Origin of the sequence: Gordonia sp. i37, assembly GCF_002043085.1 — a bacterium.
In the GTDB taxonomy this organism is placed as follows: Bacteria; Actinomycetota; Actinomycetes; order Mycobacteriales; family Mycobacteriaceae; genus Gordonia; species Gordonia polyisoprenivorans.
The window spans coordinates 1-18614 of sequence record NZ_MVPX01000153.1 but is presented as its reverse complement, the minus strand read 5'-3'; the positions used below and the strand labels follow the sequence as shown (position 1 = coordinate 18614).

The following is an 18614-nucleotide window of genomic DNA, read 5'->3' as shown; positions in this document are numbered from 1 at the left end:
GGTGGTCGCGGAGTCGTATCGATCGAGTTTGAGGGTATTGGTCGCCAGACCCGCGAGGGTCGGGGCGCCCTTCAGGCCGATCTCGACGAAGCGTTGCACACCGAGCCCGTCGCGGTCGGCGCCGGAGAACAGTAGCTCCTGGGTTTCGATCCAGCGCACCGGGCTGGCGAACTGCCACGCCAGCAACTCGATGAGCACCACGCGTGCCAGTTTCGCCGGCTGCGCGGCCCACGAATCCCAGTCCGCGAGAACCTCGTTCAGCGGGTCGGACGGAACCAGATCGGCGATCTCGGCGACGAAGTCGCGGCCGAGATTGAACATCCGCGGCACCAGGTTCGGGATGTAGTGCCCGATGAGGATCGACGGATCGAATTCCTCGGGAAGCAGCGCGTCGAGCTTGCCGCGGAATTCCGGCACGCCGGCACGCAGCACCGTCGAGTGGAACGGCACGTCGATGCCGGGCACGATGATGAACGAGCGCTTGCCGCCGAATTCGATGCGGCGACGCTCGATCTCCTCCTCGAGTCGCTCGAGGCCGCGCACGGTGCCGGCGATCGCGTACTGCGAACCGAGCAGATTGAGGTTCACGACCTCAAGGAACTCACCGGACTCGGCGCCGATCTGCGCGACGAAGTCGGTGACCTCGGCGTCGTCGAGCCCGAACTGGCTGGGCCGGATGGCGGCCATCCGATAGTCACTGCGGCCCTGATCATCTCGGGGCACCAGGTGATGCATGGCCTCGCCACGCTGGAAGACGACCTCGAGCACCGCCTCGAGCGGCAACACTCCCGCGCAGGCCGCGAGCGCGTTGTACTCGCCGACGGAGTGACCGCAGGTGATCGCACCCTCGACGAAGCCGCCGGATTCCTTGAGCTCGGCGATCTGTGCCACACCGAGGGTCGCCATGGCGACCTGGGTGAACTGGGTCAGGAACAGCACACCGTCGGGATGGTTGTAGGTCGTCCCGTTGGCGATCAGGGTGGTCGGGTTGTCACGGACCACCGCGAGGATCGAGAAGCCCAGTGCGGCACGGGTGTGCTTGTCGGCGCGGTCCCAGATCTTGCGTGCGGCCTTCGAGCGTGAGCGGGCGTCGAGACCCATGCCCTTACTCTGGATGCCCTGCCCGGGGAAGGCGTAGACGGTACGCGGCGCGGCCAGCAGACCGGTGGCGCTCATCACGAGGTTGTCGCCGACCTTGGCGGTGACCTCGACGATCTCGCGGCCGGCGTCCATTCCGACCCGGTCGGCGCGGACGGTGATCTCGTCGCCGGTTCGCACCATGCCCAGATACCGTGCGGTCCAACCGATCAGCGGTCGCGGTGATGGAATCGGGTTCTTGGCATCGGTGGCGGTGAGCACCTGCTGCGCCGCCGCCGACAGCCACATGCCGTGCACGATCGGGTCACCGAGGCCGGCCAGCCGCGCGGCGGCGGAGTCGGTGTGGATCGGGTTGCGGTCGCCGGAGACCGCGGCGAAGCCGGTCATCCGCTCCGGTGCGGTGATGGTCGCGGTGCGCAGGGTCTTGCGGGTCGCCGAGCCCTCGTCGTCGAGCGCTCCCCCGGCGCGTGCCGGGTCGGCGAGTTCGGCCGAGCCGAGTCGTCCGCGGATCGCGAAGCGCTCGGTCATCACGGCGACCTGCTTCTGTCCGTCGATCACCTCGACCTGCACCTGCACGACGCGACCGACCTCGGTGTCGGAGACCGGGCCACCGGTCGCGATCACGGTGAGTTGAGTTGTCTCCGTGGGGATCTCACCCACCAGGTGCACCGCGTGATCGAGGTGAACCAGGTCGAGTAGACCCTCGACGACCGCTCGGCCATCCTCGGTGGTGGCTGCGCCGATGACACTGAACACGCTCGGCCAGCAGGCACCGACGAGGGTGTCGGGAACGGCGAAGCCGAAGGGCTCGGCCGGGGTGGTCGGATGCAGATGCGGGGGCAGGGTGTAACCGGTGACCGCGGCGTGGTCGGCGACCGACTCCGGCGCCCAGGTGACCGTGGTGCGCGAGACGCCGTCGGCGACCTCGGCCAGCGATCCGCCGGCGGCGACGGTGAGGATCTCCCGCATCGCGGTCGAGGCATCGTCGGCGAGGACCAGCGGGGCGCCACCGTCGGCGAGCGAGGCGTCGACGTGCAACGGGATGCGCACCGACGCGCTCGAGATCGGGATGACGAGGTCGAAGCGCTCGTCGTCGATCCGCTCCAGCACCGAACCGGTCGGCTCGTGCTCGGCGCGGACATCCGAGAGCACCGACCACTTGTCCCGATCACCCAGCCGCGCAATCGGACTCGGAACCATGCGGCTCGCCCAGCAGACGTCGTCGGCTTCCAGGACGCTGGTCAGACGACCGGCGTCGGCGGCCAGTCCGGCCTGCTTGCGGGAGTCGATGACGCTCGGCTGCACGCCGGTTGCGCCGAGGTCGGTGACGACCTGCGCCTCGAAACGGTCCAGCAGGTCACCGATGGGCTCGTCGACACGGGTGATGCCGGCGACGGCCACCGGCCCCGGGATGATGCACACGGCCTCGGCCGGGTAGCGGGCATCGTGGGCCTGCCACAGCGAGTCGCTGCGCCACCACCGGCGGACATCCTTGTCGATGACGGGCACGAAGTTGACCGGCTTGCCCGGGGTGCGGCACTGATCGAGGAAGAACGCGACGTCGGCGGGGTGTAGGACGTCGACTTCGACCTCGGGGTACACGCCGATGAGGGCGTCGATCGCGGCGTGCGCGTCCTCGACGGTGGTGACATCGGTGAACATGGTCGGGATCTCACCCGAATCCACCGGGTTCATCCGGGCCTCGGTGCGGCGCAGCATCTCGATGAAACGCTGCTTCCAGGTGATGTCGGCCCACGGCAGTTGCTCGTCGTCGGGCGCACCCACGGCCAGGGTGGCATAGCGATCGAGCCAGGCCCGATAGGTCATCTCGGCGACGTCGCCGAAGTAGGGCTTGGCGGTGGGGGCCATCGCGGCGATGATCTCGTCGCGCCGCGCCGCGACCGCGTCGGCGTCGCCGGCGACCTCGTCGAGCAGGCGTCCGCACGCGGAGGCGGCATTGTCGATCTCGTGGATGTCGGCACCGAGTTGGCTACGGCCCGAAGCCATTCCGGCGGTGGCACCGCCGGCGCCGATCCACTCGTCGCAGCCGACTGTGTCGACCAGCAGTTGCTTGACCTCGGGAGCCGTGGTGGCCTCCTTGGCCGCCATCGCAGCGGTGCCGACGAGGATGCCGTCGAGCGGCATCAGCGGGTAACCGTGCTCGGCGGCCCAGTGCCCGGTCAGATACGCGCTGGCACGTTCGGGGGTGCCGATGCCGCCGCCGACGCAGACCACGACATTAGGTCGGGCACGCAGCTCGCCGTAGGTGGCCAGCAGCAGATCGTCGAGGTCTTCCCACGAGTGGTGACCACCGGCGCGGCCACCCTCGATCTGGACGATCACCGGGTGGTGGGGCACCTCGGCGGCGATGCGGATCACCGAGCGGATCTGCTCGACGGTTCCGGGCTTGAAGGCAACGAAACGCAGTCCGGCCTCGACGAATTCGTCGACGAGCGCCACGGCCTCGTCCAGTTCGGGGATCCCGGCCGAGACGATGACGCCGTCGATCGGGGCACCCTGGGCGCGAGCCTTCTGCACGAGGCGCTTACCACCGAGCTGTAGCTTCCACAGGTACGGGTCGAGGAACAGCGCATTGAACTGCGCCTGCCGTCCCGGCTCGAGCAGGTCGGTCAGGGTCGCGACATTGTCGGCGAGGATCTGCTCGGTCACCTGCCCACCACCGGCGAGCTCGGCCCAGTGTCCGGCGTTGGCAGCGGCGGCGACGATGGCCGGATCCACGGTGGTCGGGGTCATGCCGGCGAGCAGCATCGGCGAACGCCCGGTGAGCTTGGTGAACGCGGTCTCGACGACCTTGCGACCGTCGGGGAGTTCGGCGAGGGTCGGCGCGAACTCGCTCCACGGGCGGGCAACCTCGGGGATACCGCCGGGGCTGAACAGGTTTCGTTGTCCACCGCGCGATGCGGCGGCGACCAGACCGACACCCTGGCCGCGAACGAGCGGGGCCGAGAGCCGGGTGGCGAGGTCACCGGGACCGAAGTCGAGAATCCACCCGACACCGGTGCCGAGGGTCTCCTCGACGGTGCCCACCCAGTCCACGGTGGCGACAAGGATGTCGTGGGCGTGCCGCACGGCGAGATCGACGTCGATCCCACACTGCTCGGCCCACTGCCCGACGAGTTCGACCGCACCGGCCATGGCCGGATGGTGGAAGGCGACACTGACCGACAGATGATCGAAGGAGGGGGCGAACGGCGCGCCGCCGGTGACCTTGCGCTTGCGCTCATCGGCCTCTGCCGCGGCGACCTTCTCGCACAGTGCGGTGAAGGCACGCAGGTGGCGCGGCGCGCCGGACAGCACGACCGCGGTGCGGCTGTTGCGGATCGCGATGACCGGGGCGTTGTCCTGCTCGGCTGCGGCGAGCTCGGAACGGTACTGCGCGAGAAGCGATTCGATGCGCTCGGGCCGGACGCCGGTCACCGCGAGCATCGGCGAGCCCTCACTGGTCGTGGCCAGGCCGCGCCGGCGGGCGACGATCGTGCCCGCGGCACCGATGAGGTGGGCGATGGCCAGCAGTAGACCCTGACCCGATTCGGCCACGTGGCCCTCGGCCCCGATGGCACCGGTGGCCAGCGAGCCCTGGGAATGTCCGATGACGGCCCGCGGCGCGGCCTGAGCGGTGTCGAGGCCCTGCTTACGCAGCGACTCGATCGCGGCGAGTTGGGTGAGCAGCACGCCGGGGCCGGACAGCGTGAAGTCGGCGAGGTCGGCGTCCGACGGTGCGGGCTCGCCGGCGTCGAGGGCGTGGGCCCACGCCATCGGGTGAAATCCGTCCGGCCGGGCGATCGTGATCTGCTCGGCGACCGGCTCGACGAGGCGTTCGGCCGCGTCGACGACGCCGGCCACCCGATGCTCGAGGTCGGCGTCGATCACCAGCTCTGCCAGGGTCGGCAGCCAGGCTGCTCCCTGACCGCCGAAGCTGACCGCGTAGGGCTCGCCGGCAAGGAGGCGATCGATGAGCGCCTGGGTGGGGCGGCCGGTGGTGGTCCGGTCTGCTCCGGTGCGATGGTGATCGACGGTCACATGAACTCCTGTGGTTGTGTCCGGTTGTCGTACGACCCGTGACCGCACCCGCTGACGGGCACGCGTCATCGCCACCGGTGCCCGACGTGGGCCGGGCCGGTAGAGTGGTCGCGATGTTTCTGAACACGCCTGTGTGACACCGTCTTTGGTGTGGCGTTCTCGGCAGTGAGATATCGCCGACGTGTTCGTGGCACTCATCATGACACACGAAAGTGAGGGATTCCTCATGTTCGGAACTGACCCCGCGGTATACCCGTCGGTAATCCCGCGGGTAACACACACGTGCACTCAACCCGGTTTGGGGACCGCCAGGGTTGCGCCAGTTCACGCCAGCTTTTCGCGGACCGAACGAGCGCTCCGCAGGTCAGCCCGCGTTCGTTATTCAATCGTTATGTGAACTGGAACACCTTTGGCGGCGTGTCCCGCACCACACCCGCCGATGTCGGGTGGGCACGCCGACGACGTAGGGTGATCGACCATGACCGACTGTGTCTTCTGCGACATCGTGTCGGGCGCGGCCCCAGCCCGCGTCGTCTACTCCGACCCCGATGTCCTGGGCTTTCTCGACATCCGGCCGATCACCCGCGGCCACACGCTGTTGGTGCCCCGGACACATTCGACCGGGCTGGCCGACCTCGCACCCGAACTCGGCGCGCGCATGCTGCGCGCGGGCCAGTCCGTGGCCGCGGCCATGAAGCGCTCGCCGCTGGCCGCCGACGGCGTCAACCTCGCGATCAACGACGGTCGGGCGGCCTTTCAGACCGTCTTCCACACCCATCTGCACGTCGTGCCACGACACGACGGTGATCGCCTGCGCTTCGTCCGCGGAATGATCGTTCGTCGCGATCCCGATCCGGATTCCACAGCGATGCTGCTGCGTGCGGCCCTCGACGGCACCAGGGAATCGTGAGGTGCGATGACCGACGAGCACCGGGGCGAGCCACTGATCCCGCCCGAGGTCACCGAGATCGTTCGCGCGGCCGAGTGGGTCACGGTCTTCAGCGGCGCGGGAATGAGCGCCGAGAGCGGCATCCCCACCTTCCGAGACGTCCGCACCGGTCTGTGGGAGAACTTCGATCCGACAACTCTGGCCACGCCACAGGCTTGGCGTGACGATCCGGCGCTGGTGTGGGGTTGGTATCAGTGGCGCGCCGGACAGGTCCGACGCCGCGAGCCGAACGCCGGGCACCGCGCACTCGCCGAGCTCCGGCATGCCGGGCGCGCGGCGGGAGACGATCCGCGCGCGGTGATGGTGGTGACCCAGAACGTCGACGACCTGCACGAACGTGGGGGCACGCCGGTGACCAGTCATCTGCACGGCAGCCTGTTCGCGCCGCGTTGCTCCCGTTGTGGGCATCGGTTCACCGAGACCGACCCCATCGACGTCGCCGACCCGGAGGTCACCGGCGAGCTGCCGAGGGTAGAGCCTCCGCGGTGCCCGGTCTGTGGCGAGCTGGTGCGTCCGGGCGTGGTGTGGTTCGGTGAACCACTGCCCGCGCAGGAGTGGCAACGCGCCGATGCAGCCTTCCGCGCGACCGACGTCGTCCTCGTGATCGGCACGAGCGGGATCGTGTACCCGGCAGCGTCGCTACCCGAACGCGCCGCGGCCGCCGGGATTCCGGTCATCGAGATCAATCCCGAGCCCTCGGCGCTGACACCGTCTGTGCAGCAACGTATTCCGGTCGGCGCGGCGGTGGCGCTACCCGCACTGGTGCAGGCGCTGGAGGTGCCGCCTACTCGCCTGCGCTGAGATCCACCGGCTCCCACACCGCGGCGAGTTCCGCCGACGAGCCTTCCGAGACAGCGGTTCCCGCGATACCGACATGCGGGCCGGCCACCGATCCGGGCTTCACACCACGGCGATCGAGAGCCTCCCATAGCGGCGCCAGCGCGGCGTCGGCGTCGAGTTCGAACTCCGACTCCCGCACCCGCCAGAACTCCCAACCACATCGCCGCAGTTCGCGCTCACGCTCCATGTCGGAACGGGCTTGCGCACCGGTCGTGGTGAATTCATCACCGTCGCATTCGACCGCCAGACGGCCGTCGGCGCCGGTGACCACCAGATCGATGCACATGTTGTTGACCGAAACCTTGGGCGTGACGTGATAACCGTGCGCGGCAAGGCAATTGAAAATCTTCTGCTCGAAGAGACTCTCGAACGGTTCGACCCTGCGGTCATCGGGGACGTCGACCGGCATGGCGTCGATGGCCGGTCCGGCATTGGCCTGCATATAGCCCAGCAGCGACCGCCGCAGGTCACCCTCCCCCAGGTCGGCGAGATCGATGGAGTGGAACAGCCACATCTGATCCATCGCGCGAGACGCAGCGACATTGATGCGGCGCTGCGACTCGGCGCGCGTCAGGGCGGCGATCGACGAGGGGTCGGAAACCACCATCGACAAGAAGATCACCCGCCGCTCATCACCCTGGAAGTCAGGCGGTGACCCCACCCGAATCCGCCGGGCACGCCACGTCTCGTCGTCGACCGCCTCGCGCAACGCACGGGTCAGGAGGTCGATCTGCTTGGTGCCCTGCAAGGCGATGACACCGAAATCGAGTCCGTCGTAGGCAGTGTCGGCCAGGCACTCGACCAGTGTCGACACCAACTCGTCGACCTCGCTGGTGTTGACGATCGAATTACCTTGCCCCTGAGCAATTCCCGATACCCGCACGGTCCGTAGCGGATCGAGTCGGTCCGCGCCGTGCTGACGGACCGGGATCAGCGGGGCGTCGGCGTAGAACTGCGCCGACGAGTAGCCGATGATCTCGGGCATCGAGCGGAAATGCTCCCGTAGTCGGATGACGTGGCCGAATCGGCTGCGCAGCAACGAGAACAGACTCGATCTCGGCGTGAGACCGTCACGAAGATAGTGCGGCAGGTCGGGCAACCGGGCGTCGAGTGCGGCGAAGGCGTCGTCGAGGGTGGTGCCCGCCAGCCCCGTCGGGGCGCACTGCCGGTCGTCGCCGACCACGATCACCCGCGGAGCGAGCCAGAGCAGGAACACGCTGGTGATGTCGGACTGACTGGCTTCGTCGACGATCACCACGTCGAACGAATTCTGTTCGGGCGCAATCATGTCCACCACCTGCGACATCGGCATCACCCATGCCGGCACCGCGGCTGATGCCTGCTCCATCGCCTCCCGGGCTGCAGCGCGGAACCTCGAAGCATGCTTACCCGACCCCTTGCCGAGGTTGATCATGTGGTCGCGATAGGACTGCAACGCCTGGACCTGGGCCACGGTCACGCGCGACAGGCACGCCCGCCACGCGCGGGCCGCGGCGAGTTGTGTGGTCAACTGCGCGATGTCGGCCTCGGCCTCGTCGAGGGCAGCCGACCACCGCTGCTCCCCCTTGGGATCGCTGCGTTCGGCGGCCCACGTCCGTGCACGTCGCCACGCCCATGCGTCGGAGACATCGCGCAGTCTCGCGTCCCATCGCGGGTCGTCGGCCGTGGACGCCAACAGATCCGCGAAATCCGGTGCCTTGCTGCGTAACCGCAGCATGAGGAGGTCCAGGGCGGTCTGGTCCTCCCATTCCGTCCGGGCGACCGTTGCCGCGCGCCGGGCGGCGCGGATGGCCTCGGCATCGGCGTTGGCCAGTGCGGAGACCAGGGCATCGCCCTCCGGTGAGGGCCCCTTCTCCAGTTGCGCAGCCAGACTGTAGGCGTGCTCGGCGAGCTCTTCCTCGGCGAGCAGGGCATCGTTGGCCGCGGCGATCGCGCCGGCCTCGCGGGCCACGCGCGCGGCTTCGGTGACACTGCGCGGTCGCGGGCCGCCCGGACTGATCACCTCGAGTTCACGAACGAGGTCGTCGCGCGCGGTGACCAGGGCCGAGATCCAGCCGAGTTGCCCGTCGAGGAGGACCAGCCGGTTCAGCTGCGACGACCGCGATCCCGAGGTGTCGATGGGGACGTGCAGGTCGCCGAGGACGCGCTGCGCCTGATGCACGGCGTCGAAGACGGCCAGATGATCGGCCACCGCCTGCAACGACCGCTCGTCGGTGGCCGGCCGGCCGTCGACGGTGACGACCACACCGGATTCCTCGACCGCACGCTGCTCCTCGGATCGGCGCAAACGGCCGCGCCAGCGTCCGCCGTCGCGCAGGTGGGCCGCTGCCGCGGCGAACAGCTCACCGTCCCCCGGCCGCGCACCGTCCACGACGACACTGTGCGCGCCGAGCTCGCGATCGCGGCGCGCGGCGTCGGCGATCACCGGCGAGAGGGCGGTGACCCGAGACCACAGGTGCGCGGCCTGTCCGGCGAGAAGCCGATCGGCCATGTCGATCATGGTCGGCGGAAAGGTACCGACCTCGTGGGCGGCGACGCCGAGGTGATCGCAGATCTCCTTGATATGGAGCAATCGCGGGCTGGCGACATCGCCGAGGATCGACATCAGCGATCCGCTGCCGACCATCGGCTCGGCCGGCCGCCGCGCGATCCGCGCACAGATCTGGTCCATGGTCGCGGGGTCCGGAAGGTGATCATCGAGATCGACGAAACGCTGGGACAGTCGCGGCGTCTGTCCTCTCGTGGCCCTCAGTAATTCGAGGAGACGCCGGAACTCGCTCGCATCGAGTGGCGCGAATGCCCCGTCGATCGGGCCCGGGAACCAGTCCAACCGGTCAGCGTCGGCGTTGGTCTGCCGGACGATCGCCGCGGCCGTCCCGGAGAAGTCACCGGCCACCCATTCGTGCACCTCGGTTTCGGAGCGGCGCAGTTCCCACAGCCCCCGCAGCGCGCGTTCACGCCGCTCGACCGCTTGCTGCCGACGCGCAGAGAGATCGTCGATCTCGGCGCTGCCGACGCTGTCGACGTAGGTCGCCTTGCGTTCGGCGATCTCCTCGACACCGGAGACCACCGACTCGAAGCGATCGCGGGACAGGTCGGCGGTGGAGACGGTCAGCGCGCGCAACTCCGGCGGCAGGATGTCCCGCAGGACCGCGAGCGCGCCGGCCTTCTCGCTGGTCACCAGCACCCGCTGGCCCTTGGACAGAAGGGCGGCAACCACATTGGCGATGGTCTGGGTCTTCCCGGTGCCCGGCGGCCCTTCGACCACGACACCGCTGTCGGCGCCCAGACGCGACAGCACATCACGCTGTTCGACATTGGACGGCAACGGATAGAGCGCGTCGGTGATGAGTTCGCCGGCGGGCAGGGCTCCCGAGGCCGCGAGCGCCTCGACGCGCTCGTCGACCTCGATCGGCGCCACCAGCTGCGCCAACCCGATCGGCACGTCCTCGGTGGACTCACGCAGCCGGTCGGCGACGGTGTCGTAGAACGCCGCCAGAGCAGTGGTCGACCGCTCGCGAAGGACCAACGCCGTAGCCGACGGATCGACCACCACGGTGACCTGGTCGGGGTCGGTGTCGACACGCGGAATCCACTCGTCGAGCAGATCGGTGGCCTTGGGACTCACCACACTGGGCAGAGCCTCGAAACGGGAGTGGAGCTTGACCGTCCGGGAGAGGTCGATTCCCTCGATCCCCGCGAGCAGTCGGGCGTCCTGGACACTCGGCGCAGACCCTGCGCCGAGCGAGATCCGCAACGCGCCCGTGTCCGGATCGCGCTGCGCGACAACCTCTTGGGTCAGCAGGTACTCCCGTACCAGTTCGGATGCGCCGTCGTCCGGAGAGCCGGCCCCGATCACCGAGGTCACCACCACCAGGCCACCGGCCACCACGAGTTCGCGGGATTCCGGATGGTCGTACAGCTCGGTGATCATCGCGTCGAGCTCGTCGTAGCCGACGTAGCCGGGGTCGAGCTCCACGACGACCTGGCCGGCCGCGGCACCCGAACGCACCGTGACCGCGGTACCCGGACCGACGTCGAGCCGGGCGCGATGGGCGTCGACATGACGCCGACGACCGGCGCGGGTGGCCAGGAGGTCGGAGAGGAATTCGAGCAGACGCACGACCTGGTCACGACGGTCGTCGAGAGTCTCCTGCTCGGCCATCAGCCCGGCTTCCTCCTGCGCAGATCCCCCGACCTGGCCGGACGGCACCGGCCCACGGTCGGGCTGACCCATCACGCTATCAAGTCGACGCGCCGGTGGCAGGCCGCACGATCACGGGGTGGTACGCCGAAGTGCCGGGAAACCACCGTCGACGTAGTGCACATTCGTGTAGCCGAGGTCGGCGATCTGCTCGGCGATGCGCGGTGCCTGCGACGACACGGATACGACGTTGATCTCCGTGTCGCGATGCCCGATGACCGGGAACGTTCCCGACGGCGTCGGGGCCAATCGCGACCGGACGTCGGTCGGGTCCACGACGACCGCACCGGGCAAGGAACCCTGGTGGCGGACCACTTGGGGGCGGGCGTCGACGACGACGGCGTCGCCCTCGCGGGTGTGGGACAAGGCTTCGGCTGCTGAGATCGAATCCACCACTGACACTGGTGACTACTCCTGAAAATGCTCGCGTAAATCTGACGGTCGGGTCGGACGGTGTCCACATGGATCATCGTTCGATCCGCCACCAAGGTTACGGAACAATCTCGAAACGCCCAACAGTGTCACCTACGCATCGGGTGTCCCGACCGCCCTGGGGAGTCGCCTCAGCTACGTCCGCGACCGGCAACATGACGCGAGCCGCGTTTGCCCCAGCTGTCACCGCGCGAGTGGTGACCATCTCGACCGCGCTGACCTTGACCAGCGCGTTTGTTGCCGCCCCGGGCGCGGGGTGGGCCCTGGTCGCGACGCAGATCGATCGGGTTCTTGCCGATTCTGGTGTCGCGGAGCCGGTCGAGGGTGTCGCGGTCGAGGTTGTCCGGCAATTCGACGAGGGAGAAGTCGTCGCGGATGCTGATGTTGCCGAAATCACCCCGGGTGAGGCCGCCCTCGTTGGCGATCGCACCGACGATCGCGCCGGGTGACACCTTGTGTTTGCGGCCCACCGCGATGCGATAGGTGGCATACGAGCCGCCCCCCTTGCGCGGTTCCCGTTCACGGCGGGCCGGCCGCTCGCTCTCGGGCGGGTCTGGAGCCATCAGGAAGCCACCGTCGCGCGTCTCGAGGGCCAGCGCCGCGGCGATGTCGGCCATGGCGACGTCCTTGTCGCGTGCGTAGTCCTCGACGAGCTTGCGGAACATGTCGAGGTGATCGGAGGTCAGGTTCTCGGTGATCGAGTCAGCGAAGCGGGCCACACGCTGGGCGTTGACGTCCTCCACCGACGGCAGCCCGATCTCGGTCAGCGGCTGGCGGGTGGCGCGTTCGATGGCCCGGAGCAGGTGGCGTTCCCGGGGCGAGACGAACAGCAGCGCGTTACCCGACCGGCCGGCCCGGCCGGTCCGCCCGATGCGGTGCACATAGGACTCGGTGTCATGCGGGATGTCGTAGTTGACCACATGCGAGATGCGGTCGACGTCGAGTCCGCGAGCGGCGACGTCGGTGGCGACGAGGATGTCGATCCCACCGTCCTTGAGCTGGTTGATGGTCCGCTCTCGCTGGGCCTGCACCATGTCGCCGTTGATGGCGACCGCCGAGAATCCGCGCGCCCGAAGCCGCTCGGCGAGTTCTTCGGTCGCCTGCTTGGTGCGCACGAACACGATCATCGCGTCGAAGGTTTCGACCTCCAGGAACCGGGTCAACGCGTCGAGCTTGCGCTGATGCGACACCTGCAGATAGCGCTGCGTGATGTTCTGAGCGGTCGCGGTCTTGGACTTGACCGTGATCTCCTGCGGATCGTGCAGGTACTTCTGCGCCAGTCGGCGAATCGCACTGGGCATGGTCGCGGAGAACAGCGCCACCTGCTTGGAGTCGGGCGTCTCGGCCAGGATGCGCTCGACGTCCTCGGCGAAACCCATCGTCAACATCTCGTCGGCCTCGTCGAGGACGAGGTATTCGAGTTCGGAGATGTCGAGGGTGCCCTTGTCGAGGTGATCGATGACACGGCCCGGGGTTCCGACGATGACCTGCGCACCGCGCCGCAACCCGGCCAGCTGCACGCCGTAACTCTGCCCACCGTAGATGGGCAGCACCCGCACCTCGGGCATGTGCGCCGAGTACCGGCTGAAGGCCTCGGACACCTGCAGGGCGAGTTCTCTCGTGGGCGCGAGGATCAGCGCCTGCGGACGACGAACCGCCGGGTCGATGCGGGACAGGATCGGGATCGCGAAGGCCGCGGTCTTACCGGTACCGGTCTGGGCCAGGCCGACGACGTCGCGGCCCGCCATCAACGGCGGAATCGTCGCAGCCTGGATCGGCGAGGGTGTCTCGTATCCGACCTCGGCGATCGCACTGCGCACACGGTCGTCGATGTCGAGGTCGTCGAAGGTGATCGCGTCGGCGTCGGGGCGGTCGGCGGCTGGGGTCTCGGTCATGGTCTGCGTATCCCGTTCATCGAGTCAACTGTAATGCGCGAGGACCGAAGAGACCGCATCTCGAGGCGCATCTGTCCACAGACCAACGTGGAAGAGGCTTCGAGCACGCGACCGCCGACGTCACCCACCACCACCGCCTGGTGTGACGGGCCTCTCATGAATCCTGGTACCCTCGGTCGCACATAAAATCGCAGCGCCGACCAGCGGGTTGTCCGCTATGTCGGGTTCTTCATCAGGAGCAGCATGCAGGAGTACACGACACCGTCCGATCTCTCCGTCGACGACAAGGCGACCACCGTCGACGCGATCCTGCGGTATCGCGCCGAGCGCCCGACGATGCCGTTGTTCAAGCGGCGCAGTAGCGGCACGTGGATCACCGTGACCGCCAAGCACTTCGCCGACGAGGTCGACGCCGTCGCCAAGGGCCTGATCGCTTCGGGGGTCGCGCCCGGCGACCGGGTCGCGATCCTGTCCTCCACCCGCTACGAGTGGACGGTTCTCGATTACGCGATCTGGCGCGCTGGGGCGGTGACCGTCGCCATCTACGAGACCTCGGCGACCGATCAGGTCAAGTACATCGTCGAGAACTCGGGAACGTCCCTTCTGATCGTGGAGTCCGAGGCGCAGTTCACCAAGCATGCCGAGGTCGTCGAGGCCGGCGATCCGCTGCGCGAAACCCTGGTGATCGAGCGCGGCGCGGTGAACGAACTGACCAAGCGCGGCGAGCAGATCGGCGACGAGCAACTCGACGAGCGGCACGCCAATCAACTGTCCTCCGACGCGGCGACCCTCATCTACACCTCGGGCACCACCGGCCGGCCGAAGGGCGTCGTGCTGACCCACGCCAACTTCCTCGCCGAGTGCGCGGCGACGCGGGATGCGGTCGGCGCCGGCCTCGCCGAGGGCAAGTCGACCCTGCTCTTCCTCCCGCTGGCCCACGTCTTCGCCCGTGTCGTCGCGGTCGGCTGCGTCGAGAACGGCGTGATCCTCGGCCACACCAACGACATCCCGAACCTCATCGACGATCTCGCGGTCTTCAAGCCGAACTACGTGCTCTCGGTTCCGCGCGTGTTCGAGAAGGTCTACAACTCCGCCAAGCAGAAGGCCTATGACGGCGGCAAGGGCTCGATCTTCGACAAGGCCGCCGACACCGCCATCGAGTACAGCAAGGCCACCGAAAAAGGCTCGGCCGGACTGGTGTTGACGATCAAGCACAAGATCTTTGATGCGCTGGTCTACAACAAGCTGCGCGCCGCACTCGGCGGCAATTGCGAGGGGGCCATCTCCGGCGGCGCCCCGCTCGGAGCCCGCCTCGGCCACTTCTTCCGGGGTGTCGGCATCCCCGTCTACGAGGGATACGGCCTGTCCGAGACGACCGCGGCGGTCACCGCGAACAACGAGGACCACCAGCGTGTGGGATCGGTCGGTTGCCCAGTCCCGGGGGTGTCGGTGGCCATCGCCGAGGATGGCGAGGTGCTGCTGAAGGGACCGGTGGTGTTCACCGGCTATTGGCACAACCCGGAGGCCACCGCCGAGGCGATCCACGATGACTGGTTCCACACCGGCGACATCGGCCGCCTCGAGGACGGCTATCTCTACATCACCGGCCGGAAGAAGGAACTGATCGTCACCGCAGGCGGTAAGAACGTGTCGCCGGCGCAGCTCGAGGACGCCATCCGTGCGCACCCGATGGTGAGCCAGTGCCTCGTGGTCGGCGACAACAAGCCATTCATCGGCGCGCTCATCACGATCGACCGCGAGGCGACTCCGGGCTGGCTCGAGCGTCACAATCTGCCGGCCGACACCTCGCTGGCCGACCTGGCCAGAAACGCCGAATTGCGCGCCGAGATCGCCGAGGCCGTCGACGAGGCCAACTCGAAGGTGTCCAAGGCCGAGGCGATCAAGAAGTTCGAGATTCTCGACACCGACTTCACCATCGAATCGGGAGAACTCACTCCGACGATGAAACTCAAGCGCAACGTCATCAGCGACACCTACAAGCAGGCGATCGCCGACCTGTACACCTGAGCACCGAGCTCCGACGAGGGGTCTCCCGGGCGATGTCCGGGAGACCCCTCGTCGTTGCGTCGCACCGATGACCGACCTGTCACCAAAGTTTCCAATGTGGCAAATGTGACGATTGGGACTCGATCGCGCGTCGCACTCGGGGAGGAGGCGACCCGGTCCTACTGTCGGGACCGATGAACCGGGACCTCGCGATCGACGTGACACGCGGCCTGGCGATCTGGAGCATGATCACCGCCCATTTCGCCGACGGCGCGAAAATCGCCATGCCCACCCACGTGTTCCCGTACGTCGACGGGATGAGCGTGTTCGTCCTGCTCTCGGGGTTCGTCCTGGGGTTGGTGCACCATCGGTGGATCGAGACCCGCGGTCTGCGATTCACCTATACGCGCCTGGCCAAACGGCTTGCCGCACTTTACGTCTGCCAGCTCACGCTGTCGCTGGCTGCGGTCGCGGCCGGGATGGCCGGGTTCGGGCACCTGACCTGGCTCCGTCCGGTCGACGGGTGGGGTCAGGGCCTGGTGATGGCGGTGACGATGAGCTATCTGCCCAGCGGCGGCAACATCTTGTTGCTCTACATGGTGTTGATGGGCTCGGCGTTCGCCGTCTTTCCGCTTCTGGTGCGCGGGTGGTGGCGGCCGGTCCTCGCCGCGTCCGTGGCGCTGTACGCGGTTTCGCAATTCGCCGCACCCGACTGGTTCTATCTGGTTGCACAACCGTCGGGCGCCCGCATCCAGAACTGGGCGGGCTGGCAGATCATGTTCGTTCCTGCTCTCATCGTCGGATGGCAGTGGCGTCGTTGGGATCTCGCCGGGCGGATCGAGCGACACCTCCCCGCTGTGGTGTTGGTGGCAGCGGGTATCGCAGTGTGCACGCATTATCTGGTGACCGCCGGTCCGTGGCACACGGCCGAGTCCTTCCTGGGCGACAAACTCGAGTTCGGACCGGCACGAGCCGTCGGCGCCTGGGTGCTCGTGCCGGCGGTCTACGGGTTGTGCCGGATCTTCTTGTCGTTGTGGTCACGAGAATGGTTGCGGCCACTGCTGATGTCGGGGACCCGCAGCCTCGACTCGTATGTGATCCAGGCGCTGGCACTCGTCGCGGTACCGATCCTCGTCGTCGATCGACCGTGGTCACCCCTGCTCATGACCGCCTTCACGATCGGCGTGTTCGGGACGTGCTGGGCGTGGGCCGAGGTCCGGCTCGCGCTCGGGATCGACAAGCTGCACCGTTTGCCCGTCATTCTCGGCGCTCCCGTCCTCGCCCGGCTCACCATGGCACGAGCGGACGCTGCGGGGCCGGCATGCCCGACCACCGAGAGCTCATCGCCCGCCCTTGCGTCGGCACCCGTCGCCGACGTTGCGCCCTCTCCGCGCGGGTGGACGGGCCGGCGAGAGGTATCCGCCGACGACCGGGCAGCATGAGACACGATCTGACCGACGGCCGAGCGGAGTCGAACCGACATGGATGAGCACACCGACGACTTACTGCGCGCGAGCGGCGACATGACGGCGTGTGTGCACGCGGGCAATGACACGAGCGGGCCCTCGATCCGTACCCCGATCACCATGGCCAACTCGTATCACCTGCCACCGAATCCGGAGACCGCCGACTGGTCGGGCACCGATCAACTCTTCTACACCCGCAACACCGGCGCCAATCAGGCTGCGCTGCAGCGAAAACTGGCACTACTCGACCACGGCGACGACTCCGTCGCACTCGCCTCCGGCGTCGCTGCCCTGCACGCGGTGTTCTTCACGTTCCTCGCCACCGGCGACCACGTGGTGGTCTCCGACACGACCTATGAGGCGACGTTCAAACTGTGGACCGAACTGATGCCGCGCAAGTATGGCATCGAGGCAAGCTTCGTCGACGTCACCGATCTCGACGCCGTCGTCGCAGCTGTCCGGCCCACCACCCGGATGCTCGTCACCGAGGCCATCGCGAACCCGACCACCAAGGTCGCCGACATCGGCGCACTCGCCGAGATCGCGCACCGCGCCGATGCGCTGTTGATGGTCGACTCGACCTTCACTCCCCCGCCGCTGTATCGGCCGTTGACCGACGGCGCCGATCTCGTCGTGCACTCGCTCACCAAGTACATCAACGGACACGGAGATGCCATGGGTGGCGCGGTGATCGGCGCGCAGCATCTCATCGCACGGATCAAGTCCGAGGCGATGGTCGACGTCGGCGGGGTCATCTCACCGTTCAACGCGTGGCTGATCGACCGCGGGTCCATCACCCTGCCGCTGCGGCTGCGTCAGCATCAGACGACCGCGCAGCGACTCGCCGAACTCCTCGCCGGCGATCCGCGAATCGCGTACGTGGCCTATCCGGGGCTGGCCACCCATCCACAACACGACCTCGCCGCACGGCAATTCGGCGGGCGCGGGTTCGGCGCAATGATGGCCTTCGCCGTTGACGGTGATCCGGCGACCCAGAATCGGTTCGTGTCGCACCTGCGAGTGATCACCTCGGCGGTCTCGCTGGGTCACGACGAGTCGCTCATCGTGCACGTCGGCACCGACGGACCACGGGTCGCCGCCTATCCCAAGCCCTTTCGCACCTTTGGGCACTTGCGGTTCTCGGTCGGACTGGAGGACGCGGACGATCTCGTCGACGATCTCACCCGCGCCCTCGACACCACCTTCGGCTGACCATCCGGCCGCGACGGCACGCGCTCGAGGGCACTCTCAGCGGGTCACCCATGCGCGTGCGATGTCGAGCCGCTGCCATCCGCCGGACAGCCCGCTCTTGTCCAGGGGGTAGCCGGCGGGCAACGCTGTCCGGGCCAGGATGTCGCGCAGCTGGGCCGTGCTGAGTCCGGGATGTGCGGCGCGGATGAGGTTTTCGGCTCCTGCGGGGACGTTCTCCGCCTGGGCCGCCCCGGACGGCAGGAAGGAGAAGGTCGCACGCTGCCGGTAGGTCGTCAGCGCCGTCGCGGTGGGCTGGGCGGCCTGCTGGCAGGCGACGATCGCCCCGATCGGGGCGCCCACGCGTGCTTGCAGCACCGCCCGCAGCTCGGTACGCGCCTGCGCGAACAACCCGGCGAACCGCGGGTCACCGAGCATCTCGGAGGTCACGGCCTGCGCGAGCATCCGACCACCGATGACGTCGAGCGGATAGT

Annotated in this window: 9 protein-coding genes and 1 pseudogene; 5 read left to right on the top strand and 5 right to left on the bottom strand. The window is 68.0% G+C overall.

Features of this window, described 5'->3' with window-relative positions:
• Positions 1-5139, bottom strand: a 5139-nt coding sequence (locus tag B1964_RS07600) for a fatty acid synthase subunit beta domain-containing protein (RefSeq protein WP_139765662.1), incomplete at its 3' end; no start/stop codon positions are given.
• Positions 5140-5617: 478 nt separating this feature from the next.
• Here B1964_RS07600 and B1964_RS07595 point away from each other — a divergent pair.
• Together B1964_RS07595 and B1964_RS07590 are read left to right on the top strand one after the other, a co-directional pair.
• Entirely contained in the window at positions 5618-6049 is a 432-nt protein-coding gene (locus B1964_RS07595) for an HIT family protein (RefSeq protein WP_014359684.1), read from the top strand.
• A gap of 6 nt (positions 6050-6055) precedes the next feature.
• Positions 6056-6889 carry an NAD-dependent deacylase gene (locus tag B1964_RS07590; protein WP_006371529.1) on the top strand — a complete coding sequence of 278 codons (834 nt, stop codon included), beginning with the start codon at positions 6056-6058 and terminating at the stop codon, positions 6887-6889.
• Here B1964_RS07590 and B1964_RS07585 read toward each other — a convergent pair.
• The 3 genes from B1964_RS07585 to B1964_RS07575 form a co-directional block, all read right to left on the bottom strand.
• A complete protein-coding gene (locus tag B1964_RS07585) occupies positions 6873-11165 on the bottom strand; it encodes an AAA domain-containing protein (protein WP_079929392.1) in 4293 nt (1430 codons plus the stop codon). The two genes, B1964_RS07590 and B1964_RS07585, sit on opposite strands and share 17 nt — an antisense overlap.
• Positions 11166-11204: 39 nt before the next feature.
• Positions 11205-11534: a rhodanese-like domain-containing protein gene (locus B1964_RS07580; protein WP_006371531.1), complete on the bottom strand. Its 330-nt coding sequence runs from the start codon at positions 11532-11534 to the stop codon at positions 11205-11207.
• Positions 11535-11695: 161 nt separating this feature from the next.
• Positions 11696-13459: a DEAD/DEAH box helicase gene (locus B1964_RS07575; protein ID WP_079929391.1), complete on the bottom strand. Its 1764-nt coding sequence runs from the start codon at positions 13457-13459 to the stop codon at positions 11696-11698.
• 243 nt (positions 13460-13702) lie between these two features.
• Here B1964_RS07575 and B1964_RS07570 point away from each other — a divergent pair, with 243 nt between their 5' ends.
• The 3 genes from B1964_RS07570 to B1964_RS07560 all read left to right on the top strand — a co-directional run bounded on the left by B1964_RS07570 (position 13703) and on the right by B1964_RS07560 (position 18144).
• The gene (locus B1964_RS07570; protein WP_079929390.1) at positions 13703-15487 is read left to right on the top strand and encodes a long-chain fatty acid--CoA ligase; all 1785 of its coding nucleotides are present in this window, start codon (positions 13703-13705) and stop codon (positions 15485-15487) included.
• A gap of 173 nt (positions 15488-15660) precedes the next feature.
• Positions 15661-16908, top strand: coding sequence for an OpgC domain-containing protein (gene opgC / locus B1964_RS07565; protein ID WP_079929389.1), 1248 nt, complete (start codon positions 15661-15663; stop codon positions 16906-16908).
• 39 nt (positions 16909-16947) lie between these two features.
• A complete protein-coding gene (locus tag B1964_RS07560) occupies positions 16948-18144 on the top strand; it encodes an aminotransferase class I/II-fold pyridoxal phosphate-dependent enzyme (protein WP_020171606.1) in 1197 nt (398 codons plus the stop codon).
• A 36-nt stretch (positions 18145-18180) separates the two neighbouring features.
• On the opposite strand, the pseudogene B1964_RS07555 reads toward B1964_RS07560, so the two are convergent.
• A pseudogene (locus B1964_RS07555) lies at positions 18181-18614 on the bottom strand (PA-phosphatase); the annotation flags it as partial.